Annotated in this window: 23 protein-coding genes; 15 read left to right on the plus strand and 8 right to left on the minus strand. The window is 70.8% G+C overall.

Annotation, left to right across the window (positions count from 1 at the left end; all coding sequences use genetic code 11):
• Positions 1–112: 112 nt before the first annotated feature.
• From ACWGDB_RS28960 to ACWGDB_RS28985, 6 genes are all read right to left on the minus strand, one after another.
• Complete coding sequence (locus ACWGDB_RS28960) at positions 113–1102, minus strand: zinc-dependent alcohol dehydrogenase family protein (protein WP_453825125.1); 990 nt, start codon at positions 1100–1102, stop codon at positions 113–115.
• Positions 1099–1947: a carbohydrate ABC transporter permease gene (locus tag ACWGDB_RS28965; RefSeq protein ID WP_453825126.1), complete on the minus strand. Its 849-nt coding sequence runs from the start codon at positions 1945–1947 to the stop codon at positions 1099–1101. Before ACWGDB_RS28965 ends, ACWGDB_RS28960 begins: the two co-directional genes overlap by 4 nt.
• Positions 1944–2882 carry a carbohydrate ABC transporter permease gene (locus ACWGDB_RS28970; RefSeq protein WP_383597218.1) on the minus strand — a complete coding sequence of 313 codons (939 nt, stop codon included), beginning with the start codon at positions 2880–2882 and terminating at the stop codon, positions 1944–1946. Before ACWGDB_RS28970 ends, ACWGDB_RS28965 begins: the two co-directional genes overlap by 4 nt.
• A complete protein-coding gene (locus tag ACWGDB_RS28975) occupies positions 2879–4249 on the minus strand; it encodes an ABC transporter substrate-binding protein (RefSeq protein ID WP_453825127.1) in 1371 nt (456 codons plus the stop codon). The genes ACWGDB_RS28970 and ACWGDB_RS28975 overlap by 4 nt, the downstream gene beginning before the upstream one ends.
• Before the next feature lie 110 nt (positions 4250–4359).
• On the minus strand, positions 4360–5130 hold the full coding sequence (locus ACWGDB_RS28980; protein ID WP_328882455.1) for a DeoR/GlpR family DNA-binding transcription regulator: 771 nt from the start codon (positions 5128–5130) through the stop codon (positions 4360–4362).
• A gap of 311 nt (positions 5131–5441) precedes the next feature.
• Complete coding sequence (locus tag ACWGDB_RS28985) at positions 5442–6266, minus strand: NAD-dependent epimerase/dehydratase family protein (protein ID WP_453825128.1); 825 nt, start codon at positions 6264–6266, stop codon at positions 5442–5444.
• A 196-nt stretch (positions 6267–6462) separates the two neighbouring features.
• Between ACWGDB_RS28985 and ACWGDB_RS28990 the strand changes: the two genes are divergently transcribed.
• Both ACWGDB_RS28990 and ACWGDB_RS28995 read left to right on the plus strand, forming a co-directional pair.
• Entirely contained in the window at positions 6463–7416 is a 954-nt protein-coding gene (locus tag ACWGDB_RS28990; protein WP_453825129.1) for a 5-dehydro-4-deoxyglucarate dehydratase, read from the plus strand.
• Complete coding sequence (locus ACWGDB_RS28995; RefSeq protein WP_453825130.1) at positions 7413–8576, plus strand: hypothetical protein; 1164 nt, start codon at positions 7413–7415, stop codon at positions 8574–8576. Before ACWGDB_RS28990 ends, ACWGDB_RS28995 begins: the two co-directional genes overlap by 4 nt.
• On the opposite strand, the gene ACWGDB_RS29000 is transcribed toward ACWGDB_RS28995, so the two are convergent.
• Complete coding sequence (locus ACWGDB_RS29000) at positions 8513–9751, minus strand: MFS transporter (RefSeq protein WP_453825131.1); 1239 nt, start codon at positions 9749–9751, stop codon at positions 8513–8515. The genes ACWGDB_RS28995 and ACWGDB_RS29000 overlap by 64 nt on opposite strands.
• A gap of 189 nt (positions 9752–9940) precedes the next feature.
• On the opposite strand from ACWGDB_RS29000, the gene ACWGDB_RS29005 reads away from it, so the two are divergent.
• From ACWGDB_RS29005 to ACWGDB_RS29020, 4 genes are all read left to right on the plus strand, one after another.
• The gene (locus tag ACWGDB_RS29005) at positions 9941–10936 is read left to right on the plus strand and encodes an RNA polymerase subunit sigma-70 (protein ID WP_453825132.1); all 996 of its coding nucleotides are present in this window, start codon (positions 9941–9943) and stop codon (positions 10934–10936) included.
• Between the two features lie 34 nt (positions 10937–10970).
• Complete coding sequence (locus ACWGDB_RS29010; protein ID WP_453825133.1) at positions 10971–11456, plus strand: DUF6069 family protein; 486 nt, start codon at positions 10971–10973, stop codon at positions 11454–11456.
• A gap of 197 nt (positions 11457–11653) precedes the next feature.
• Positions 11654–12112, plus strand: coding sequence for a DUF6010 family protein (locus ACWGDB_RS29015; protein WP_453825134.1), 459 nt, complete (start codon positions 11654–11656; stop codon positions 12110–12112).
• 111 nt (positions 12113–12223) lie between these two features.
• Positions 12224–12814, plus strand: a complete 591-nt coding sequence (locus ACWGDB_RS29020; RefSeq protein WP_453825135.1) for a TIGR03086 family metal-binding protein — start codon at positions 12224–12226, stop codon at positions 12812–12814.
• Between the two features lie 15 nt (positions 12815–12829).
• Here ACWGDB_RS29020 and ACWGDB_RS29025 read toward each other — a convergent pair whose 3' ends face one another.
• Positions 12830–13486 (minus strand): hypothetical protein, encoded by a 657-nt coding sequence (locus ACWGDB_RS29025; RefSeq protein WP_453825136.1) that lies wholly within the window; start codon positions 13484–13486, stop codon positions 12830–12832.
• A 199-nt stretch (positions 13487–13685) separates the two neighbouring features.
• Between ACWGDB_RS29025 and ACWGDB_RS29030 the strand changes: the two genes are divergently transcribed.
• From ACWGDB_RS29030 to ACWGDB_RS29070, 9 genes are all read left to right on the plus strand, one after another.
• Positions 13686–14354, plus strand: coding sequence for a GntR family transcriptional regulator (locus ACWGDB_RS29030; RefSeq protein ID WP_453825137.1), 669 nt, complete (start codon positions 13686–13688; stop codon positions 14352–14354).
• The gene (locus ACWGDB_RS29035) at positions 14351–15259 is read left to right on the plus strand and encodes a dihydrodipicolinate synthase family protein (protein WP_453825138.1); all 909 of its coding nucleotides are present in this window, start codon (positions 14351–14353) and stop codon (positions 15257–15259) included. The genes ACWGDB_RS29030 and ACWGDB_RS29035 overlap by 4 nt, the downstream gene beginning before the upstream one ends.
• Positions 15256–16986: an L-arabinonate dehydratase gene (gene araD, locus ACWGDB_RS29040; RefSeq protein ID WP_453825139.1), complete on the plus strand. Its 1731-nt coding sequence runs from the start codon at positions 15256–15258 to the stop codon at positions 16984–16986. The genes ACWGDB_RS29035 and araD overlap by 4 nt, the downstream gene beginning before the upstream one ends.
• A 110-nt stretch (positions 16987–17096) precedes the next feature.
• Positions 17097–18032 (plus strand): carbohydrate ABC transporter permease, encoded by a 936-nt coding sequence (locus tag ACWGDB_RS29045; RefSeq protein ID WP_453825140.1) that lies wholly within the window; start codon positions 17097–17099, stop codon positions 18030–18032.
• Complete coding sequence (locus ACWGDB_RS29050) at positions 18029–18925, plus strand: carbohydrate ABC transporter permease (protein ID WP_453825141.1); 897 nt, start codon at positions 18029–18031, stop codon at positions 18923–18925. Before ACWGDB_RS29045 ends, ACWGDB_RS29050 begins: the two co-directional genes overlap by 4 nt.
• Positions 18926–18936: 11 nt before the next feature.
• A complete protein-coding gene (locus ACWGDB_RS29055; protein ID WP_453825142.1) occupies positions 18937–20367 on the plus strand; it encodes a pectate lyase family protein in 1431 nt (476 codons plus the stop codon).
• Complete coding sequence (locus ACWGDB_RS29060; RefSeq protein WP_453825143.1) at positions 20364–21533, plus strand: Gfo/Idh/MocA family protein; 1170 nt, start codon at positions 20364–20366, stop codon at positions 21531–21533. The genes ACWGDB_RS29055 and ACWGDB_RS29060 overlap by 4 nt, the downstream gene beginning before the upstream one ends.
• A complete protein-coding gene (locus ACWGDB_RS29065) occupies positions 21533–22378 on the plus strand; it encodes a DUF6807 domain-containing protein (protein ID WP_453825144.1) in 846 nt (281 codons plus the stop codon). The genes ACWGDB_RS29060 and ACWGDB_RS29065 overlap by 1 nt, the downstream gene beginning before the upstream one ends.
• A complete protein-coding gene (locus tag ACWGDB_RS29070; protein ID WP_453825145.1) occupies positions 22375–23883 on the plus strand; it encodes a family 43 glycosylhydrolase in 1509 nt (502 codons plus the stop codon). The genes ACWGDB_RS29065 and ACWGDB_RS29070 overlap by 4 nt, the downstream gene beginning before the upstream one ends.
• The last annotated feature ends 27 nt before the right edge of the window (positions 23884–23910 follow it).

The following is a 23910-nucleotide window of genomic DNA, read 5'->3' on the forward strand; positions in this document are numbered from 1 at the left end:
GCCGCCCCCAGACCCCCGCTTCGGCCTGAACGGCCTCGTCCTCAAACGCCGGACGGGCTGGATTGCCCGGACCGGCATTGAGAGGGCTCGTACCCCGCCGGGGCGGAAAACCCTACGGGACCACCACGATCTTCCGGCCCACCCCGGACGCGAACTGCTCCAGCGCCTCCGGGTACCGCTCCAGCGGGATCCGGTCGCTGATGAAGATCTCGGGGTCGAGGGCGCCGTTCGCGAAGAGTTCCGCCGCGCGCTCGAAGCTGTGCAGGACGGCCATCGACCCCGTGATGGTGATCTCCTGGTTGTAGATGCGGTACGGGTCGATCGTGACGCGCGTCGCGTAGTCCGCGACCCCGAACTGCAGGAACGTACCCGCCTTGGCGACCCGGTCCAGGCCGTCCTGGATCGCCGCCGCGTTGCCGGTGGCGTCGACGACGAGGTCCCAGCCCTGGGGGCGGTCCAGCTCGTCAGGGTTGGCCGCGGAGGCCGAGACGCCGAGGCGGCGGGCCGTTTCCAGGCGGGCCGGGTTGATGTCCACCATGTCCACGCTGGCCGCCCCCGTCCGCTTGGCCAGCTCCAGCATCATCAGGCCCATCGTGCCCGAGCCGTAGATCAGGACGTGGGCGCCGAGGCGGGACTGCAGGACGTCGTAGCCGCGGACGGCGCAGGAGAGGGGTTCCACGAGGGCCGCGTCCTGGGTGCGGACGTGGTCGGGGAGCCGGACGCAGTTCGCGACCGGGGCCACGGCATAGCGCGCCGCGCCGCCCGCCGTCGTCACGCCGATCGCCGCCCAGCGTTCGCAGAGGTTGTTGTGGCCCGTACGGCAGTAGCGGCACTCGTAGCAGTACAACGACGGGTCGACCGCGACCCGGTCGCCCACCGACAGCTCCGTGACCCGGGTGCCCACCCCGACCACCTCGCCCGCGAACTCGTGTCCGGGGACGATGGGCAGCTTGGGTGCGAACTCGCCCTGCAGGATGTGCAGGTCCGTGCCGCACAGGCCGCAGGCCGCCACCTCGACGACGACCTCGCGCGGGCCGGGTGTCGGGTCGGGAACCTCCGTGACCACTGCCTTCCCGACGGACTCGATGACGGCGGCCTTCATTTCACGGCTCCCAACGACAGGCCCTGGACCAGCTTGTCCTGGGCGGCGAACCCCGCGGCGAGCACCGGCAGGGAGATGACGAGCGACGCGGCGCAGACCTTCGCCAGGAACAGGCCCTGGCTGGTGATGAAGCCGGTCAGGAAGACGGGGGCGGTCTCGGCGACCACACCGGTCAGTACTCGGGCGAACAGCAGCTCGTTCCAGCTGAAGATGAAGCAGATCAGGGCGGTCGCGGCGATGCCCGGGAGGGCGATGGGGGCCACCACGCGCGTGAGGATCGTCGGCAGCTTCGCGCCGTCCACCCTTGCCGCCTCGATCACGGCGACCGGGATCTCGGCGAGGAAGGACTGCATCATCCACACCGCGATCGGCAGGTTCATGGAGGTGTAGAGGATGACCAGCAGCCAGATGTTGTCGAGCATGTCCGTGTTCTTCGCGAACAGGTACAGGGGCAGGAGGCCTGCCACGGTCGGCAGCATCTTCGTGGAGAGGAAGAAGAACAGGACGTCCGTCCACTTCTTCACCGGGCGGATCGACAGCGCGTACGCCGCCGGGAAGGCGAGGATCAGGACGAACAGCGTCGATGCCACCGACGCCACCGTCGAGTTGATCAGCGCCGGCCAGGGGCTCGCGCCGCCGCCCGCGCCGAAGAACTCCCGGTAGCCGTCCAGCGTCAGCGACGCGGCGAAGGACGGCGGGTTGGTCGCCGCGTCCGTCTCGGAGTGGAAGGACGTCAGCGCCATCCACGCGATCGGCAGGAAGAACAGGATCCCGAGCAGCCAGGCCACCAGGCCGAGGCCCACTCCCTTGCGGCGGCTGCGAAGTCGTACGGCCACTGCACTCATGCGCGCGACACCTCCTCGCGGAACAGGGACGACACCACGCGCAGCGCGAAGGTCGCGATGATGATCGAGCCGATGACCACCAGGACGCCCGCGGCCGAGGCGAGGCCGTTCTCATGGGCCTGGTAGAAGCTCTGGTAGACGGTGTAGGGGAGGTTGGCGGTGCCCAGGCCGCCCGAGGTGATCGTGAAGACCGCGTCGAAGTTCTGGACGATGTAGATCGAGCCCAGCAGGGCGCCGAGTTCGAGGTAGCGGCGCAGGTGGGGGAGGGTCAGGTGGCGGAAGATCTGCCAGTCACTGGCGCCGTCGACCCGCGCCGCCTCGATCTGTTCGTGGTCGCGGCTCTGCAGGCCGGCCAGCAGGATCAGCATCATGAACGGCGTCCACTGCCAGACGAGGGAGGCCTCGACCGCGAGGAGCGGGGTGTTGGAGATCCAGTCCGGCTGTGGGCCGCCCACATAGTGCAACAGCCCATTGAACAAGCCGTATTCGGGGTTGTAGAGCACATGCTTCCAGAGCAGGGCGGCGGCCACGGGCACCACCAGGAAAGGGGCGATCAGCAGGGTGCGGACCACTCCGCGGCCCTTGAACTTCCGGTCCAGGAGCAGGGCCAGGATCAGCCCCAGCACCAGGCTCGCCAGCACCACCGCGACCGTCAGCAGCACGGTCGTCCACACCGAGTGGCGCAGGTCCGCGTCGGTGAGGACCTCCCGGTAGTTGTCGATACCGGTGAAGTGGCGGGCGTCCGGGTAGAGGGAGTTCCAGTCGAAGAAGGAGATCACCAGCGTGGCTACGAACGGCAGCTGGGTCACCACGACCATGAAGATCAGGGCGGGCAGCAAGGGTGCCCGGGTCGCCCAGGCGCGCAGGCGGGCGGACGGCTGGCGGGTGGTGCGCACGGGTGTCGTGGCCACGGGGGCCGTTGTCGTCGTTGTCATCGCCCCTCGTACTCCTCGGATATCTTCTCGGCGAGCTGCTGGGACTTCTTCAGGGCCGACTCGACGGACTGGCGCCCGGCGATGGCCGCGCTGATCTCCTGGGAGACCTTGGTGCCGAGGTCGGTGAACTCGGGGATGCCGACGAACTGGATGCCGGGCGCGGGGCGCGGCTGCACGCCGGGGTCGTTCGGGCGGGCGCCCTCGATGGCCTCCTTCGTCATCTCCTGGAAGGCGGCCGCCTCCTCGCGGTAGGCCGGGTTGGCGTAGGTGGAGGCGCGCTTGCCGGCCGGGACGTTGGACCAGCCGATCTCGTCGCCCACCAGTTGCTCGTACTGCTTGCTGGACGCCCAGGACACGAACTTCCAGGCGTTGTCGGGGTTGCGGGACGACTGCTGGATGCCCCAGGCCCAGGTGTAGAGCCAGCCGGAGGACTCCGTCTTGTCCACCGGCGCGGGTGCGTAGCCGAGCTTGCCCTTGACCGGGGACTTCGCCGCCTCCAGGGAACCGGCCGCGGAGGTGGCGTCGTACCACATGGCGACCTTGCCCTGGGTCATGTTGTTCAGGCACTCGGCGAAGCCGGACTGGGCCGCTCCCGACTCACCGTGTTCGCGGACCAGGTCGACATAGAACTTCGTCGCCTTCTCCCACTCGGGAGAGTCCAGTTGTGCCTTCCAGTTCTTGTCGAACCAGGTGCCGCCGAAGGTGTTCACGACGGTGGTGAGCGGGGCCATCACCTCGCCCCAGCCCGGCAGACCGCGCAGACAGATGCCCTTCATGCCCGGCTCGGCGCCGTCCACCTTCGCCGCGATGTCCGCCACCTGCTGCCAGGTGGGATGCGCGGGCATGGTCAGGCCCTCCTTCTCGAGCACGTCCTTGCGGTACATCAGGAAGGACGACTCGCCGTAGAAGGGCTGGCCGTAGAGCTTGCCGTCGTCGCCGGTGAGGGACTGGCGCATCGGCTTGAGGACGTCCTTCTCGTCGTAGGCCGGGTCCTTGGCGACGTAGGAGTTCATCTCCTTCAGCCAGCCGTTGCGGGCGTAGATCGGTATCTCGTAGTTGGAGAGGGTGGCGACGTCGTACTGGCCGGCCTGGTTGGCGAAGTCCTGGCTGATCTTGTCGCGGACGTCGTTCTCGGGCAGGACGGTGAAGTTGACCTTGATACCGGTCTCCTTGGTGAAGGCCGGGGCCAGCTTCTGCAACTCGGTCATCTGGGGGTTGTTGACCATGAGGACGTTGATCGAGTTTCCGCCCGACCCCGCCCCGCCGGCTCCGACCCAGCAGCCGGAGAGCAGCGGGGCGAGCAGCGTCCCTGCGGCGGCCATGGCGAGCGTGGCTCGCGGTGGCCGCCGTCGGCTCTGGGTTCGCATGGATCGCTCCTGGACGTATAGGGGGGATGTATGGGGAGATAAGGGGTGCGGCGAGACGTGAAAATGCCCTGTGGGGAGGTGAGTTGGAATTTCAGCGTGAGGTGGGGTTTTCAGACGCGGATGACCTGGGGTCCCCGCAGGGAGTAGCGGTGGGCCTCGGCGGCGGGGAGCAGGGTGCTCGTGACGATCGTCTCCAGTGCGCCGATGTCGGCGAACCGGCAGAAGCTGACCGCCCCGAACTTGGTGTGCACGCCCGCGAACACCGTGCGGCGCGAGGCCCGGATCGCCTGTGCCTTGACCTCGCTGACGGCCGGGTCGGGGGTGGTCAGGCCGTGTTCGCGGGAGATGCCGTTGGCGCCGATGAACGCCAGGTCGATGACGAAGCCGGCCAGCATCTTCGTCGTCCAGTGGTCGACGGTGGCGAGGGTGCCGGACCGCACCCGCCCGCCCAGCAGCAGCACGGAGACGTGCTCCGTCTCGGCGAGCGCGCCCGCGACCGGCAGCGACGCGGTGACCACGGTCAGCGGCCGGTCGGTGGGCAGCGCCTCGGCGATGAGCTGCGGGGTGAAGCCCTCGTCGACGAAGACGGTCTCGGCGTCCCCGAGCAGCTCGGCCGCGGCGGCCGCGATCCTGCGCTTCTCGGGGACGTGGCTGGTGGCGCGGAAGGCGAGCGTCGTCTCGAAGCCGGCGCTCTCCACGGGGTAGGCGCCGCCATGGGTACGCCGGAGGAGGCCGTGATCCTCCAGGACGCGCAGGTCGCGCCGTACCGTCTCCTTGGCCACGCCCAGCTCGGCGGCGAGCGCGGTGACGTCGACCGAGCCGTCGCGCCGTGCGGCCAGCACGATCTCGCGCTGGCGTTCTTCCGCCGTCCTCGTGCTCATACCGACCCTTGCCTTCCGCCTTGCTGCCCGTTCGGGCCCGGTGAGGCCCATGGGGGAAGTTCTACAGCGGCTGTTCGGCACTGACCAGCTCTGTTGCGGGTTCGATGCTGCCCGTGTGTGCCCGTTCACCGTGTGGTGTGCCCGTCTCGGACCTGCACGGTTGTGGTGGGGCGCGTGAGATCGGGCGCACCTGGTGCCCGAATACGGCGGCGGGCGGGCCCGTTCGGTGCCCGCCCGCCCTCTTGCGGCGAAATGTTTCGGTCAGTACGGCCGGATCCCGACGCGGGCGCCGGTCGCGGTACGGCCGGATATCAGTACGGCCAGATCGGCGGGTCGCTGACGAAGTGGCCGCCCAGGTAGGCGTGCGCGATGTTCTCCGGGTCGAGCTCGCCCTGCTCGGCGATGAGCTTCTCGGCGTACGGCTCGGAGTCGTCCTGCGGCTCGTAGCCGAGGGAGCGGGCGCTGGTCAGGTCCCACCACAGGCGGGTGTTCGCCGAGGAGCCGTGGACGACCGTGTGCTCGACGTCCTCGGCGGTCAGGGCCGCGTGGAAGAGGCGGGCGCCGTCGGCGGGGCTCATCCACACCGAGAGCATCCGGACGCTGGTCGGCTCGGGGAAGCACGAGCCGATGCGCACCGACACCGTCTCCAGGCCGTGCTTGTCCCAGTAGAACTGCGCCAGATCCTCGCCGAAGGACTTGGACAGGCCGTAGAAGGTGTCCGGGCGGCGCGGGGTGTCGATGGGGATCAGTGCGCTCGGCTGGTGCGGCGCGGTGCCCTCGGGGCGAGGAGTGAAGCCCACCGCGTGATTGGAGGAGGCGAAGACGATGCGTCCGACGCCCTCCTCGCGGGCGGCCTCGTACAGGTGGTACGTGCCCTCGATGTTCGCCCGGAGAATCTTCTCGAACGGGGCTTCCAGGGAGATGCCCGCGAGGTGGATGATCGCGTCGACGCCCCGCACGGCCTCGCGCAATGCCTCCCGGTCCGCGAGGTCGGCGACGATCGCGCCCGGCTCGCCCTCGATGGGCTTCAGATCCAGGAGCCGCAGCTCGTAGCCGTACGCCGGGAGCAGGTCCCGCATCAGGGTGCCGAGTCCGCCGGCGGCGCCGGTGAGCAGAACGGTGCGGGGGGCTGGCATCCTCGGTTCTCCTTGAGTCCAGGGCCGTATGCATGCACGGTATTCACACTCGTGGACAAGTTAAGGATCATCGACCTTGCCCGTCAAGGGTGGTGCGTCATGCGTTCATAAACGTAAACTCTGATCAGAATGCCGCATGCGACCGTCCCGTTCCTGTGCAGCCGTCCTCGTTACGTCCTCGTTCTAGGGAGAGCCCGTGACGCCAGCCCCCCTTGCCACACGCCTCAGCGTCCCCGGCGGGCCGTTGTTCTTCCCCGTCACCGCCTACGGCCCCGACGGCTCGGTCGACCTCGACACGTACCGCACCCATGTCCGCCGGGGTGTGGAGGCCGGTGCGGCCGCCGTGTTCGCGTGCTGCGGTACCGGGGAGTTCCACGCGCTCACGCCCGAGGAGTACGAGGCGTGCGTGCGGGCGGCCGTCGAGGCGGCGGCGGGACGTGTGCCGGTCGTCGCGGGCGCCGGATACGGCACCGCCCTCGCCGTTCGGTACGCGCGGCTCGCCGAAGGGGCCGGGGCGGACGGGCTGCTCGCCCTGCCGCCGTATCTCGTCCTCGCCGGACAGGAGGGGCTGCTGCGGCACTACAGGGAGATCGCGGCGGCGACCGCGCTCCCCGTCATCGTCTACCAGCGCGACAACGCCGTGTTCACCCCGGACACCGTCGTCGAACTGGCCCGCACGGACGGCGTGATCGGGCTCAAGGACGGGCTCGGCGACCTGGACCTCATGCAGCGGATCGTAAGCGCGGTACGCACCGAGGTCCCCGGCGACTTCCTCTACTTCAACGGCCTGCCGACCGCCGAACAGACCCAGCTCGCCTACCGCGCCATCGGCGTCACGCTCTACTCCTCCGCCGTGTTCTGCTTCGCCCCGGAGATCGCCCTCGCCTTCTACGACGCGCTCGAGGCCGGCGACGACGCGACCGTGGGCCGCCTCCTGGACGGCTTCTACCGTCCCTTCGTCGAACTGCGCGCGCAGGGCCGCGGATACGCCGTCGCCCTCGTCAAGGCGGGCGTACGGCTGCGCGGGCTGGACGTGGGGGAGGTCCGGCCGCCGCTGCACGAGCCGAACGAGGATCATGTCAAGCAGCTCGCCGAGGTGATCGAGCGCGGCTACGTGCTGCTGGAGAAGGAGCCGGAGGACACCAAGTGAAGGCGTCGGCATTCGTCTACCCCTGGGACGTCAACGGCGACCCGGAGGCACCCGCGAGGATCGCCGCCCTCGGCGTTCAACAGGTGACGCTCGCCTCCGCGTACCACTCCACCCGAGCGCTCACCCCCCGCCATCCCCGCCACCGCATCGTCACCGCCGAACACGCGGCCGTGCTCTACCCGGCGGACGACCGGTGGAAGGGCCGGGAACTGCGCCCGTATCCGGCCGGGGGCTGGGCACCCGGCGACGCCTTCGGCGAGGCGGCCGAAGCGCTGGCGAGCGCGGGTCCGGAGGTGCACACCTGGGTGGTCCTCGCGCACAACTCCCGCCTGGGCGCCGAGCATCCGGACACCTCGGTCGTCAACGCCTATGGCGACCGCTATCCCTGGGCCCCGTGCATCGCCCAGCCCGCCACGCGCGCGTACCTCGTCGACCTGGCCGCCGAGGCCGCCGTACGGCCCGGGGCGCGCGGCACCGAGCTGGAGTCCCTCGGCTGGTACGGGTTGCAGCATCTGCACGCCCACGACAAGACCGGCGGGGTGCCGCTCGGGGACGCCGGGTCGTACCTGATGGCGCTCTGCTTCTGCCCGACGTGCAAGGAGGGCTACGGCGCCCAGGGCCTGGACGCCGACGAGCTGGCGGCAGCCGTACGCACCGCCCTGGAGCCGTTGTGGCGGGGAGCGGCGGACGACGGGGACTGGTCCGGCGTCGAGAAGCTGCTCGGCCCGCAGACCGCGGCGGCCACGCGCGCGTGGCGTGACGAGACCGCCCGCACGCTCCAGGAGTCGGCCGTCCGGGCGGTGCGCCGGGCCGCTCCCGAAGGCTTCCAGGTGCTCCTGCACGCCGACCCGGTGACGTATCACGTCGGCGCGAACGCCGGCGTCGACCCCGAGCACATCCTGTCCGTCGCCGACGGCGTCGTCGTGCCGTGCGCGGGCGGCCCCGGCCTGCTGACGCCTTTCGCCGAGCAGGGCCGTGACGCCGCGGTCGTTGCCGCCAACTTCGGTGTGGTCTCCCAGATGGGCGGCAGCCCGGGCACGCTGGCGTCGGACACGGCACGCGCGCGTGAGCTGGGGGCCACCGAGATCCGGCTCTATCACGCGGGGTTGGCGTCCGACGGCGACCTGGCGGCGGTACGGGAGGCGCTCGCCGCCCTCTGAAGCAGCGGCAGGGCGGTCAGCAGCCACGCCGGGCCGAGCATCGCCAACAGCAGCCGCACGTCGAGCAGTTCGACCAGCGCCGCGCCCACCGCCAGTCCCACGACGTTCGGTGTGAAGACGAGCGAGTTGGCCGTGGCGGCCGTACGGCCGAGCAGCGCGTCCGGCGTCTCGCGCTGCACGGCGGTGAGCGCGGCGATCAGCACACAGGGCAGCCCCGCGCCGGCCGCCGCGCTGCAGGCCAGGGCCACCGGGTCGGACGGGATCGCCCGCAGTCCGGCCGCGGTGGCCGTCAGGGCGATGCCGTACGCGGCGAAACGGTGTTCGCCGAGTCGGCGCAGCAGGGGGCCGGACAGCAGCCCGATCGCGACCGAACCGGCACCCTGGACGGCGTACAGCACACCGGCGTACGCGGGGTCGTGCCCGAGGCCGTCGATGACGGCGTAGATCGTCGACCCGCTGAGCCCGGCGCACAGCATGGTGGTGCCGCCGGCCAGGACGAGGGGGCGCAGCCGGGGGTGCGCCCACAGGAAGCGGGCGCCCTCGGCGGTCTGCGTCCGCCAGCCACCGGGCGCCGGCTCGGGCCTGCTCCCACGCACGCGCAGACACGCGTACAGAGCGGTCGCGACCACGAATGTCACGGCGTCGAGCAGGGCGACGCTCGCCCCGCCGTACGCCGCGTAGACGCCCGCGCCGGCCAGTGGGGCGAGCAGCTTCATGCCCTCGGAGGCCGTCATGCGCAGCCCGTTGAAGTCGCCGAGCAGGGACGCGGGCACGGCGCTCGCGACGAGGGCGGACTCGGCGGCGTCGTGGACGACCCCTGCGGCGCCGTAGACGAACAGGACCGCGAACACCAGCCAGACCCGGTCCGCCGAGTCGACCGCGAAGAGGGTGGGCAGCAGCGCGGCCAGGAGCAGGTTCACGCCGATCAGCAGGGGCTTGCGGCGGGTGCGGTCGGCGAGCGTGCCCAGGAGCGGGCCGGCCAGGGTGGGCGCCCACATGGCGAGCATGCACAGCGCGGCCAGGCCGTCGGAGCCGGTGAGGTCCTTGACCCATACGCCGGATACCAGCCACAACGCGGAGGTGCCGAAGCCGGAGATCACGACTCCGGCGAGATACAGACCGGAGTTGCGGTCGCGCAGGACCCGGGGGAGTGGCCAAGTGGTGGTGGTCGTCATGTCGGGCCACTGTGCGGCTAAGGCGGGGGCGCGGGGATCGGTCAGGTGCCCTGGACGGCACGTCCTTGTGGCGTGCGCTCTACGGGATGAACACGCCCGGCCGAGCCGACCGGCCGGCCCGGTGATGAGTTTTCGCGCCCGCGCCCGTCACACCTACGACGGGACACGACGAGACGGAAGGATGACGTGATGGGTGCGGACACGCTGCTGGAGGAACTGGGTGTGAGCGGGCTGGGCGAGGTCGACGAGCCGACGTTCTCGGGGCTGGTGGCGCGGCACCGGCGGGAGCTGCACGTGCACTGCTACCGGATGCTCGGGTCGTTCGAGGACGCCGAGGACACCGTTCAGGAGACGTTCCTCCGCGCCTGGCGGCGGGAGACCTTCGAGGGCCGGTCGACGTTCCGGGCCTGGCTGTACCGGATCGCCACCAACGCCTGTCTGGACCTGCTCGCCAAGTGCCGCCCGGAGCCCGCGACCGGCGGCGAGGTGCTGTGGCTGCAGCCCTACCCGGACCGGCTGCTCGACGAGCTGCCCGCGGGCGGCGCGGACGAGCCGGAGGCCGTCGCCGTCGCGCGGGAGACGATCGAGCTGGCGTACGTGGTCGCCGTCCAGCACCTCGCGCCGCGCCCGCGGGCCGTGCTGATCCTGCGGGACGTGCTCGGCTGGCCGGCGAAGGACGTCGCGGAGCTCCTCGGGGACTCCGTCAACTCCGTGAACAGCGCGCTGCAGCGGGCCCGCGCCGGCATGCGGGAGCACCTGCCCGCCGAGCGGCAGGACTGGACCGGCGGCGAACAGGACGCCGTGACGCGCGAGCTGGTGCGCCGCTATACCGACGCCAGCGTCGCCACGGACGTCGGCAGGATCGCCGCACTGCTGCGGGACGACGTCCGCTGCTCGATGCCGCCCACGCCGGGCCTGTTCGTCGGCCGCGACGCAGTGGTGAAGGACTGGGTCGAGAGCGGCTTCGAGGGCATGAAGGGCCTGCGTACCGTCCCCACCTCCGTGAACCGGCAGCCCGCCGTCGCCTTCTACATCTGGCAGAAGCCGCAGGGCGCGTACCTGCCGCTGACGATCGACGTCCTGCGCGTCGCCGGCGGCGCGATCACCGAGATCGTCACGTTCCACGCCGACCGCTTCCCGCGGCTCGGTCTGCCGGAGCGCCTGCCGGCGGACGGCACGGAGTAGTCCCGGGGCTCACCCCCGGCGCCAGGACCGTCACATGCCGGGTACCGACGAATGGAGGAACGACATGGACGGCATGGAGGACATCGGGGTGGTCGCGGGCACGGCATCGGGCCGGGCCGGTCACACCCGCCGACTTCGCGGGCTCGCCGGCACCGGCCTCATCGCCACGCTCGCGGCGATGGTGGCCACCACCCTCGCCGCGGCGCTCGCCAAGACCGCCGGCGTCGACTTCGAGATCCCTGATGGTGGCGAGACGATCCCGTTGTCCGGGTTCGCCGCGGTGACCGGCTTCTTCTCGGCCGTGGGCGTGGTCATCGCCGTCGCTCTGCTCCGTTGGAGCGTGCGCCCCGCCGGGCGATTCGTGTGGGCGGCAGTGTCGCTGACCGCGATCTCATCGGTCCCGCCCCTTGTCTCCGGGGCGAACACCGCCACCGCCGCCGCCCTCCTCGGGCTGCATCTCGTCCCTGCGGCGGTGGTGATCCCCACCCTGGCGCGAAGCCTCCGCACCCGGACCGATTGACGATCCCGCAACAGAACAATGCAGGTTCCTTTTCGCGGGCAATTCGCGGGCAATTCGTGGGGGAGGAAGCCCCGTCCGCGGACCGAGGCGGCTCGGCGGGAATCCGTCGAAAGCTGTCGATTCAGCCTCTGGGGCGGTCGAGGACCTGGTCATAGCGTGGTGCGCGTCCAAGTCATCAGTCGGAAAAGGCACTTCGCATGCAGTACATCGCGCCCATCGGCGTCGGACTTCTCTACGCCCTCCTGATGTCCCTCATCCGGGAACCGCACCGGCGGCGTTTCAATGCGGTCATGGTCGCCGGAGCGGGCGCCGCCTATCTGAGCGGCGGCGGCCTCGGCGGCTGGGAATTCGCGTTCACGGCGGTGCTCACCTACGTCGCCTATCGCGGCCTGGATTCCTGGACCTTCATCGGCGTCGCCTGGCTGCTGCACACCGCGTGGGACGTCGTCCACCACATCGAGGGAAACCCGATCATCCCCTTCGCCCACACCTCCTCACTGGGGTGTGCGATCTGTGACCCGGTGATCGCACTGTGGTGCTTCGCGGGCGGTAGGACGCCGAGGGAGCTGGTGGAGTGGGTGCGAGGCGCCGGGGGGCGCAAGGGCCGGGTGTCGGGGGAGGCGGCTCGGGTGGGGGCGTCGGGGGCCGGGGCGTAGGCCGGGCTCTCGGCGGCGCGCCGGGCGCCTTCCCGGGGCGACGGGTCGCCGATGAGTTTCGCGCCCGGCACCGGTCCACCTCTCAGGAACCGATCTGTGAGGAGCCCGCCCATGACCGACATGACCCTCGACCTCGGACCCCAGACCCGCGTCGTCGCCCGCCTCGCGGAAGCCGTCACCGACGAGCAGCTCTCGGCGTCGACGCCCTGCCCCGAGATGGCTGTGCGCAATCTGCTGGGCCACCTGCTCGGCCTGTCCGTCGCCTTCCGTGACGCCGGCCGCAAGGATCTGGGCGCCACGACCGACACCAGCCCGGAAGCCGCCGAACCGGACATCGGGCCCGGCTGGCGCGAGGAGCTTCCCAAGGTCCTCGACGAACTGAGCGAGGTGTGGCGCGACCCGGACGCATGGACCGGCATGACCCGCGCCGGCGGCATCGATCTGCCCGGTGCCGTGGCGGCCGCGGTCGCCGTGGACGAACTGGTGATCCACGCCTGGGACCTGGCCCGCGCGACCGGCCAGGAGTACGCCCCCGACCCCGCCGCGTTGCAGGCGTCGCACGACTTCCTGCTCGCCTCCGTCGACGACCCCGGTCGGGGCAGCATCTTCGGCCCCGTGGTACCGGTCCCCGCCGGTGCACCGCTGCTGGACCGGGCGGTCGGGCTGAGCGGACGGGACCCGGGCTGGGGGAGGGATCGCTGACCTGGGGAGTTTCCCCTAACCAAGCTGGTGCTCAACCCGGTGCCGCAGGTATTCGTCGGAGTGGGTGCGCGCGATGTGCATCGCCTCGGCGACCAGGTCGTGCAGGCCGGCGGGGTAGTGGCGCGGGTTCAGGGGGAGCCCGGGGAGTATGCAGCGGCGCACGTCCAGGTCGTCGTTGCTCACGAACTCGCGCAGCGTGGCCTCGTGCCACGCGGCACGGAGGTCGGCCACGGCGTCGAACTCCGCCTTGCTCTCGGGCGTCGGCACCCGCGTCTGCCCGCCGCGGAACCTCAGCGGCGCCTGTGCCCAGTACCAGGCGCGGGCCGCCCCGGCACGCTCGTGGTCGGTTCCCGTCCGCACATACTCGATCAACGCGGTCTGTACCCGCCGGCGACCGAACACGGTCACAGCAGGCTCGACGAACAGCCGGTTGTGGCTGGGGTCGGGGTCGAGGACGGCCGTGCGCAGGAGCGGGTCGAAGAGCAGCTCGGGCAGCGTTTCCACGGTGCGCAGGGCACGCCGGAACGCCTTCCGTGCCTCCCCCTGCCACTCCCGGTCGCGCGGCACCCGGTCGGGGAGGCCGACACCGGCCAGCCGGGCCAGCTCGGCCAGTTGCAGACGGAACGCCGATGTCCGGTCCTGCGGCCGGCCGGGAAGCGGTGCGAACGTCATCGGCGGTGTCCTTCCTGAGGTGTTGTCGGAGCGGCGTAGGCCCGCGGCCGCAACTTCCTTTGTCAGAAGCGTTGACGAATCATGCGCGCCCTCCTACCTTCATCGCGTCGTACTTCGTACGTCATATATGAGACGCGATACGTGAGATCCGATACGCGAGACCCGGCCCCTGGGCCCCGCGAAGATCCGAGAGGCGCGCATGACCTCTGTGCCCACGCCGATCCCCTCCCGCACGCAGTTCGTGCTGGAGGAGATCAAACGCCGCATCCTCACCGGGCAGTTGACGCCCGGTCAGGCCCTGGTCGAGACCGAGCTCGCCGCGCAGTTCGGGGTGTCGAAGACCCCGGTGCGCGAGGCGCTCAAGACGCTGGCCGGGACCGGGCTGGTCGTGATGAACCAGTACAAGGGCGTCACGGTGCGCATGGTGGACGCGGACATGGCGCGCGAGGTCTACGATGTACGGCTGCTGCTGGAGCCCGAGGCGCTGAAGCGGGCCGTCCGGCGCGGCGCCTCCCTCGACGCCGCCCGTGACGCGCTGACCCGCGCCGACGCGGCCGGCGACACCGCCGAACGCTCGCTCGCCAACCGGGAGTTCCACCGCGCCCTCTACCTGCCGTGCGGCAACCCGTTGCTCGGCCGGATGCTCGACGAGGTACGGGATCAGGCCGCCCTCGTCTCCGCGGTCGCCTGGGCCGCCTCCCCCTCCTGGGAGCGGGAGGCCGGCGAGCACCGCGACATCCTGCGGCTGGCCCTCGACGGGGACGCGGACGGCGCCGCGCGTGCCCTGCACGCCCACATCGCCTCGTTCGTGCGACGGGCCTTCCCGGACGCGGGAGTCGAGGCCCGGGGAGAGGACGGTCCGGCATGACGACGACGTTCGAGCCCCAGCGGACGGCCCTGGCCGACGTGGTGGCGATCCCGGTGACCCCGTTCGCCGAGGACGGCCGCGTCGACCAGGACGCCCACCGGGCCCTGCTGCGCCGCCTGCTCGACGGGGGCGTCACCACCCTCACCCCCAACGGCAACACCGGCGAGTTCTACGCCCTCACCCCCGAAGAGCGCGGCCTCGTCACCGAGTTGGCCATCGAGGAGGCCGGCGACCGCGCCGCCGTCCTGGTCGGCGTCGGCCACGACGTACCCACCGCCGTCGCCTCCGCCCGGCACGCCCGCGAACTCGGCGCCCGGATGGTGATGGTCCACCAGCCGGTCCACCCGTACGTATCCCAGAGCGGCTGGGTCGACTACCACCGCGCGATCGCCGCCGCCGTGCCCGAGCTGGGCGTCGTCCCGTACATCCGCAACGCCCAGCTCGGCGGCGCGCGCCTCGCCGAACTCGCCGACGCCTGCCCGAACGTCATCGGCGTGAAGTACGCCGTCCCGGACGCCGCCAAGTTCGCGGCCTTCGCCCGCGACGCCGGCCTTGAGCGCTTCGTGTGGGTCGCAGGACTCGCCGAGCCGTACGCGCCCTCGTACTTCTCCGCGGGCGCCACCGGCTTCACCTCCGGGCTCGTGAACGTCGCCCCCGCCGTCTCCATGAACATGATCGAAGCGCTGCGGGCCGGGGACTACCCGGGCGCGATGAAGGTCTGGGAGCAGATCCGCCGCTTCGAGGAACTGCGCGCCGCGAACGGCTCCGCCGACAACGTCACCGTCGTCAAGGAGGCCCTCGCCTCCCTCGGCCTGTGCCGCCGCGACGTCCGCCCGCCCAGCAGGGAACTGCCCGAGGACGAGCGCGCCGAGGTCGCCGCCATCGCCGCCGGGTGGTCGACATGACCGGCAGGAAGCGCCCCGAGGAACTCAGAAGCCATCAGTGGTACGGCGCCGAGGGCCAGCTGCGCACCTGGTCGCACAACGCCCGCATGCGCCAGCTGGGATACGAGGCGGAGGAGTACCGGGGCCGACCGGTGATCGCCGTCCTCAACACCTGGTCCGACATCAACCCCTGCCACGTCCATCTGCGCGAACGGGCCGAGGCGGTCAAGAGGGGGGTGTGGCAGGCCGGGGGCTTCCCGCTCGAGTTCCCGGTCGCCACGCTCTCGGAGACGTACCAGAAGCCGACCCCGATGCTCTACCGCAACCTGCTCGCGATGGAGACGGAGGAGCTGCTGCGGTCGTACCCGATCGACGCGGCCGTACTGCTCGGGGGCTGCGACAAGTCGACGCCGGCGCTGCTCATGGGCGCGGCCTCGGCCGACGTACCGTCGATCTTCGTGCCCGCGGGGCCCATGCTGCCGGGGCACTGGCGCGGTGAGACCCTCGGATCCGGTACCGACATGTGGAAGTACTGGGACGAGCACCGCGCGGGCAACCTGACCGACTGCGAACTCCGGGAGCTCCAGGGCGGGCTGGCGCGTTCGCCGGGTCACTGCATGACCATGGGGACCGCGTCCACGATGACCGCGGCGGCGGAAGCCCTCGGCATGACGCTGCCGGGTGCCTCCTCGATCCCGGCCGTCGATTCCGGGCACGAGCGCATGGCCGCCGCCTCCGGGCGCCGCGCCGTGGAGCTCGCGTGGACCGGGCTCAAGCCGTCCGGGATCCTCACCCGCGAGGCCTTCGAGGACGCCGTCACCACGGTGCTCGGGCTCGGCGGCTCCACCAACGCGGTCATCCATCTGATCGCGATGGCGGGACGCTCCCAAGTCCCCCTCACCCTGGACGACTTCGACCGCATCGCCCGTACCGTGCCGGTCCTCGCCAACGTCCGTCCCGGCGGACGGACGTACCTGATGGAGGACTTCCACTTCGCCGGCGGCCTGCCCGCCTTCCTCTCCCGGATCACCGACCTGCTGCACCTGGACCGGCCGACGGTCAGCGGCACCCTGCGGGAGCAGCTCCAGGGCGCCGTCGTCCACGACGACGACGTCATCCGCACCCGCGAGAACCCGGTCGCCGACGAGGGCGGCGTCGCCGTGCTGCGTGGCAACCTCTGCCCGGACGGCGCCGTCATCAAGCACATCTCGGCCGAGCGGCACCTGCTCGAGCACACCGGTTCCGCCGTCGTCTTCGACGACTACAGGACGATGCAGCGGACCATCGACGACCCGTCGCTGAACATCACCGCCGACAGCGTGCTGGTACTCCGCAACGCCGGGCCCAAGGGCGGTCCGGGCATGCCCGAGTACGGCATGCTGCCGATCCCCGACCACCTGCTGAAACAGGGCGTACGGGACATGGTGCGGATCTCCGACGCCCGGATGAGCGGCACGAGTTACGGCGCGTGCGTGCTGCACGTGGCGCCGGAGTCGTACATCGGCGGCCCGCTGGCCCTGGTCCGGACAGGGGACACCATCACCCTGGACGTCGAGGCCCGCACGCTTCAGCTCAACGTGGACGACGACGAGTTGGAACGCCGTCGGGCCGAGTGGACACCGCGGCCCGCGCGCTACGAGCGCGGCTACGGCGCGCTCTACAACGAACAGATCACCCAGGCCGACACCGGCTGTGACTTCGAGTTCCTCGCGCGGCCCGGCAAGGTGCGGGACCCGTACGCGGGCTGAACCCCCCTCGACCCACAGCCTTGCTTGGCCGAAATGCCGAACGATGATCGGTAAGCGCTTCACCGAGTACGGCTTCACGAGTACGGCTTCACCGAGAACGGAGAACTGTCATGGCCCAAGCCGCAGCCGTGGCGAAACCGCCCGCGCCACCCCGGCGGCGCCATGCCTCCGCCACCCCGCGCAGGCTCCCGTATCTGCTGATCGCCCCGGCGGCCCTGCTCATGCTGGGCTTCATCGCCTACCCGGTGATCAGCGTCTTCTACTACAGCCTGCAGGAGTACAACCCCACCAAGCCATGGCGGAACGGCTTCACGGGCTTCGACAACTTCGTCCACGCCTTCACCGCGGATCCGCTGTTCTGGGACACGCTGGTCTTCAGCGCCAAGTGGGTGTTCGTCGAGGTCGGGCTGCAGCTGCTGTTCGGGCTCGCGCTCGCGCTGATCGTCAACCAGACGTTCGCGGGCCGGGCGCTCGGCCGAGCGCTCGTGTTCTCGCCGTGGGCCGTCTCCGGGGTGCTGACCTCGGCGATCTGGGTGCTGCTCTACAACTCCCAGACGGGCATCACCCGTTACCTCGCGGACGTCGGCATCGGCTCGTACGGCACCAGCTGGCTGTCGGACACCTCCACCGTGTTCCCGGCGGCGGTCGTCGCCGATCTGTGGCGCGGGGTGCCCTTCTTCGCGATCCTCATCCTCGCCGACCTCCAGTCCGTCTCCAAGGACCTGTACGAGGCCGCCGAAGTCGACGGGGCCGGCCGGATCAAGCAGTTCTGGCACATCACGCTGCCCCACCTCAAGGACGCGATCGTCCTGTCCACGCTGCTGCGCGCGGTGTGGGAGTTCAACAACGTCGACCTGCTCTACACGCTGACGGGCGGCGGCCCGGCGGGCGTGACCACGACCCTGCCGCTCTACATCGCCAACACCAGCGTCGACGCGCACAACTTCGGCTACGCGTCGGCCCTGACCACCGTCGCGTTCGTGATCCTGCTCTTCTGCTCGATGGTCTATCTGCGGCTGAGCAAGTTCGGAGGTGAGGACAAGTGAGCGTCAAGGAAGCCACCCAGGTCGCTCCCGCGCCCCTGCGGGCCGCCCCCGAACCGCCCCGTCCGAGGAAGAAGCACCGCGCCTACGACGAGGTCCCGCGCTGGCAGATCTACCTGCCGCTGTCGATCTACCTGGTCTTCACCCTGATCCCCTTCTACTGGATCCTGCTGTTCTCGCTGCGCCCGGCCGGCTCGACCTCGCTCGTGCCCTGGCCGATGACCTTCGACCACTTCGAGAAGGTCTGGACGGAGCGGAGCTTCGGCACCTACTTCCAGAACAGCGTGCTCGTCGGCGTGGTCACCCTGCTGATGACGACCCTGGTGGCGCTGGCCGGCGGCTACGCCCTCGCGCGCTTTAACTTCAAGATCAAGCGGGCGTTCATGCTCGCCCTGCTCTGCTCCCAGTTCGTGCCGGGCGCGCTGCTCCTGGTGCCGCTGTTCGAGATCTTCGCCGAGCTGCAGATGATCAACTCGCTGGGCAGCGTCATCATCGCGGAGACGGTGTTCCAGCTGCCGCTGTCGATGATCCTGATCAGCAACTTCATCAAGAACGTGCCGTACTCCCTGGAGGAGGCCGCCTGGGTCGACGGCTGCAACCGGATGACCGCCTTCAGGATCGTCGTCCTGCCGCTGCTGCGGCCCGGTCTGATCGCCGTCGGCTCCTTCGCCTTCGTGCACTCCTGGAACCACTTCCTGTTCGCCCTGATGTTCCTCAACAACCAGGAGAAGCAGACCATCCCGGTCGGCCTCAACACCCTGATGGGCGCGGACAGTGTGGACCTGGGTGCGTTGGCCGCCGGCGGCATCATCGCGGCGGTGCCGGTGGTGATCGTGTTCGCCTTCATTCAGAAGTGGCTGATCACGGGCTTCAGCGCCGGGGCGGTGAAAGGATGAGGGCCCGTCACATGATCGTGGTGACAGCGCTGTTGGGGCTCCTCTGCGTCCCTGCTCACGCCGACGCCGCTGGAAGTGCCGCGATCGGTGGTCGAGCGTCTGCTTCGCCGTCGTGGCCGGTCGCTCCCCCACTCTCGGCTTCGCTCGAGCGGGGGGACCCCCATCGCGGCGGAGCCGCATATCGATACAGCCCCGCGCCCCTCGAGGGCGTTGCCCCTCTGGGCGATATCAGCCGTGAAACTCTTCCCCTCAACGACGGCTGGGCCGCCGCCGACGGTGGTACCACGGGGGGTGCCACCGCCGACGACGCCCACGTCTTCACCGTACGCAACCGAAGTGAGCTCGTCCGCGCCCTCGACGGCGGCAGCGCCACCCCGAAGATCATCAAGGTCGCCGGCACCATCGACGCCAACACCGACGACGACGGCGACCACCTGGACTGCGCCGACTACGCCACCGACGGCTACGGCACCGGCAAATACCTGGCCGTCTACGACCCGCGAACCTGGGGCTCCGCCAAGCCCAGCGGCCCGCAGGAGGAGGCCCGCCAGGCCTCGGCGGCGAAGCAGGCCGAGCGGGTCGAACTGGCCGTCGGCTCCAACACCACCATCGTCGGACTCGGCGACAGCGCGGTCCTCAAAGGCGCCGGCCTCCAGCTCCGGTACGTGCACAACGTCATCGTCCGCAACCTCGAACTGCGCGACGCCTACGACTGCTTCCCCGTCTGGCAGCCCAACACCGGCGGCCTCGGCGACTGGAAGACGGCGTACGACAACATCTGGCTGCGCGGCGCCACCCATGTGTGGATCGATCATGTGACCCTCAGCGACAAGGGCCACCCGGACGAGCGGGAACCCACCTACTTCGGCCGCAACCACCTCCGCCACGACGGCCTGCTGGACATCACCAACGCCTCCGACCTGGTCACCGTCTCCTGGAGCCGGTTCGCCGACCACGACAAGGCGATCCTCATCGGCAACGGCGACACGGCCACCGCGGACCGCGGCAGGCTCCGGGTCACCCTGCACCACAACGAGTTCGAGTCCGTCGTCCAGCGAGCGCCCCGCGTCCGCTTCGGGCAGGTGCACCTCTACAACAACCGGTACGTCGTCCCGGCCGGCGCCCACGACTACCGCTACTCCGTCGGAGTGTCGACCGAGTCGGCGATCCACGCCGAGAACAACGCCTTCCACACCCCCGGCCACATCGAGGTCGCCGACCTGGTCAAGAGCTGGAACGGCACCGCCCTCCACCAGTCCGGCACCCTCTTCAACGGCTATCCGGTGGATCTGCTGGCCATCCACAACGCCTACAACTCCGGCAGCGAGCGCGATCTCACGGCCGACGTCGGCTGGACACCTACCCTGCACACAAAGATCGACAGCGCCGCCACGGCCGACCGAGCGGTGGCACGCGGCGCGGGCGCAGGGAGGATCCCATGAGCACTGCCGTACCCATCGTGCTGGCGGGCGCGCGCGGCCACGGCCGCTGGCACCTCGACAACATCCGCCGGCTCCAGGACAAGGGGATCGTGCGGTTGGCGGGGATCTGCGAGCTCACCCCGCTGAGCGAGGAGGAGCTCCCCGAGGGGCTCGTCACGCCCTCGGACGCGCCCGAACAGTCCGCCGACTTCGGCGCCCTCCTCGACTCCACCGGTGCCCGGATCGCCGTGATCTGCACGCCGATCCCGACCCACACCGACCTCGCCCTGACGGCGGCCCGGCGTGGCGTGCACATCCTGCTGGAGAAGCCGCCCGCCCCTTCGTACGCCGAGTTCCGGCGCATGGCCGACGGGGTCGCCGAGGCCGGTGTCGCCTGCCAGATCGGCTTCCAGTCGCTGGGCTCGCACGCGATGCCGGCGATCCGGACGCTGATGGCCGAGGGCGCGATCGGCGCGATCGCCGGGATCGGCGGGGCCGGCGCCTGGGCGCGTCCGGAGGCTTACTACCGGCGGGCGCCCTGGGCGGGCAGGCGCAGGCTGCACGGCGTCGACGTCGTCGACGGGGTGCTCACCAACCCCCTCGCGCACGCCGTCGCCACCGCGCTCGCGCTGGGCGGGACGGTGCACGCCGAGGACGTCACCGCCATCGAGACCGAACTGCTGCGCGCCAACGACATCGAGTCCGACGACACCTCGTGCGTCCGCGTCACCACGGCACAGGACCGCCCGGTCGTCGTCGGTGCCACCCTGTGCGCCGAGGACCCCGACGAGCCGTACGTCGTCGTCCACGGCGACCAGGGCCGGATCACCTTCTGGTACAAGCAGGACCGCGTCCTGCTCCAGCGCGCAGGCCACGGCCCCGAGGAGTACGAGTACGGCCGTACGGACCTGCTGGAGAACCTCGTCGAGCACCTCACCGACGGCACCGGCCTGCTGGTCACACCCGATGCGACCGGCGCTTTCATGAAGGTCGTTGAAGCGATTCGACTGGCCCCGGACCCGGCCCCGCTGCCGGCCGAGGCCTGGCGGCTGCTCCCCGACGAGCAGCGCCGTGTCGTGCCCGGCATCGACGGCCTCGTCGCGGCCGCAGCCGACACCCTCGCCCTCTACTCCGAGCTGGGCGCCGCCTGGGCGCTCCCGGCGAGAACGAAAGAGGTGAGCACCTGATGACCCCCCATGACACCGCGGTGCTGCGCGTCGCGGGCCGCCCGGTCGGCCGGTACGTCACCCGGCCCGAACTGCCGGCCCGGCTCGCCCCACGCCCGTATCTGCACCCCGTCACCACGCCGGCCGGCACGGTGGTCACCGAGCTGAGCCCCGGCGACCACGCACACCACCTCGGCGTCGGTGTCGCCGTTCCCGACGTCGAGGGGGCCAACTTCTGGGGCGGACGCACCTACGTCCGCGACCGGGGCCCGACCGAACTGGACAACCACGGCGCCCAGCGGCACGCCGCCTTCCAGCTGCGCGACCCGGACGGCTTCGTCGAGGAACTGCGCTGGGTGGCGGCAGGGGCCGAGCTGCTGCGCGAGCGCCGTACCGTCGGGGCCACCGAACTCACCGCATCCGCCTGGGCGTTGGACTTCACCTTCTCCCTGACCAACGTCACCTCCGGCCCGCTGTCCATCGGCAGCCCCGCCACCAACGGGCGCCCGGGCGCGGCTTACGGCGGCTTCTTCTGGCGGGCCCGCAAGGAATCCTCGGCGCCCGACGTGTTCACCATCGACCGCGAGGGCGAGCAGGAGATCCACGGCAGCCGCGCCCCCTGGGTGGCGCTCGCGGGCTCCACCTGGACCCTGATCTTCGCCGGGGCCACCGAACAGACCCGCCGGGACCCGTGGTTCGTACGCGCCCAGGAGTACCCCGGCGTCGGCTCCTCCCTCGCCGCCGAGGAACGGCTCCCGGTCCCGCCCGGCGAGACCGCCGTACGCCGGATCGTGACCGTGGTCGCCGACGGACGCGTCAGCCGGCTCGAAGCGGCGTCCCTGGTCCGGAAGGCGGTGAGCCCGTGACGACCGGGACCTACACGAACCCCGTCCTGAACGCCGACTGGTCCGACCCGGACGTCGTCCGCGTCGGCGACGACTTCTACCTCACCGCCTCCAGCTTCGGCCGCGCCCCGGGCCTGCCCCTCCTCCACTCCCGCGACCTGGTCAACTGGACCCTGGTCGGCCATGCCCTGGAACGCCTGGAACCGGCAGGGGAGTTCACCTCACCGCGCCACGACTGCGGCGTCTGGGCCCCCTCCCTCCGCCACCACGACGACCGCTTCTGGATCTTCTGGGGCGACCCCGACCAGGGCATCTTCCAGGTCAACGCCCCCGAGATCCGCGGCCCCTGGACCCGCCCGCACCTGGTGAAGCCGGGCAAGGGCCTGATCGACCCCTGCCCCCTCTGGGACGAGGAGACCGGCGACACCTACCTCGTGCACGCCTGGGCCAAGTCCCGCTCCGGCGTCAAGAACCGCCTCACCGGCCACCGGATGCACCCCGACGGCACCGAACTCCTCGACGACGGCAAGCTGATCGTCGACGGCGACCGCATACCCGGCTGGTTCACCCTCGAAGGCCCCAAGCTCTACAAGCACGACGGCTGGTTCTGGATCCTCGCCCCCGCCGGGGGAGTGGAGACCGGCTGGCAGGGCGCCTTCCGCTCACGCGAGTTCTTCGGGCCGTACGAGGAGAAGATCGTCCTCGAACAGAAGGACACCGACGTCAACGGACCGCACCAGGGCGGCTGGGTGCGCACCCCGTCCGGTGAGGACTGGTTCCTGCACTTCCAGCAGCGGGGCGCCCACGGCAGGGTCGTCCACCTCCAGCCGATGCGCTGGGGTGCCGACGGCTGGCCGGTGCCGGGCCGGGACGGCGCACCCGTCGCCGCACACCGCAGGCCCGATCTGCCACCGCAGCCGCCCGCCGCGCCCGCCACGGACGACGACTTCCCCGGCGGACGCTTCGGCCGACAGTGGTCGTGGACCGCCAACCCTCGGGACGGCTGGGCCACCCAGCACTCCGGCGACGGGCTGAGACTCGCCTGCGTCCGTACGGCCGACGCCCACGATCTGCGCAGACTGCCGCACATCCTCACCCAGCGACTGCCCGGCATGCCGTGTGCGGTCGAGGTCGAACTGCGGCTGGACAGCGTGGAGCCGGGGGCACGGGCGGGGCTCGCGGTGCTCGGGGACGCGTTCTGCTGGATCGGGCTGCAGCGCGGCGCGGACGGGGCGGTCCATGTCGTGCACCGGTTCGCCGAGGCCGTGGCGGAGCGGGAACGGGACGCCGAGCACGCGCGGCTCGCGCCACAGGGGCGCGTGCGGCTGCGGATCGAGATCGGGGCCGGGGCGCGCTGCCGGTTCTTCCACGACGTCGGCGATGGTCTCCGTCCTTCGGGACCGGTGTTCGCCGCCACGCCCTGGCGCTGGGTCGGCGCCCTGCTCGGCCTGTTCGGCCTCGCGCCCGAAGGCCAGGGACACGCGGGCGCGGCAACCTTCTCGCACTTCAGGATCGACTCCTTGTAACCCACCCGACCCGTAAGCCTGTTGAGC

Source organism: Streptomyces sp. NPDC055013 (assembly GCF_053608645.1).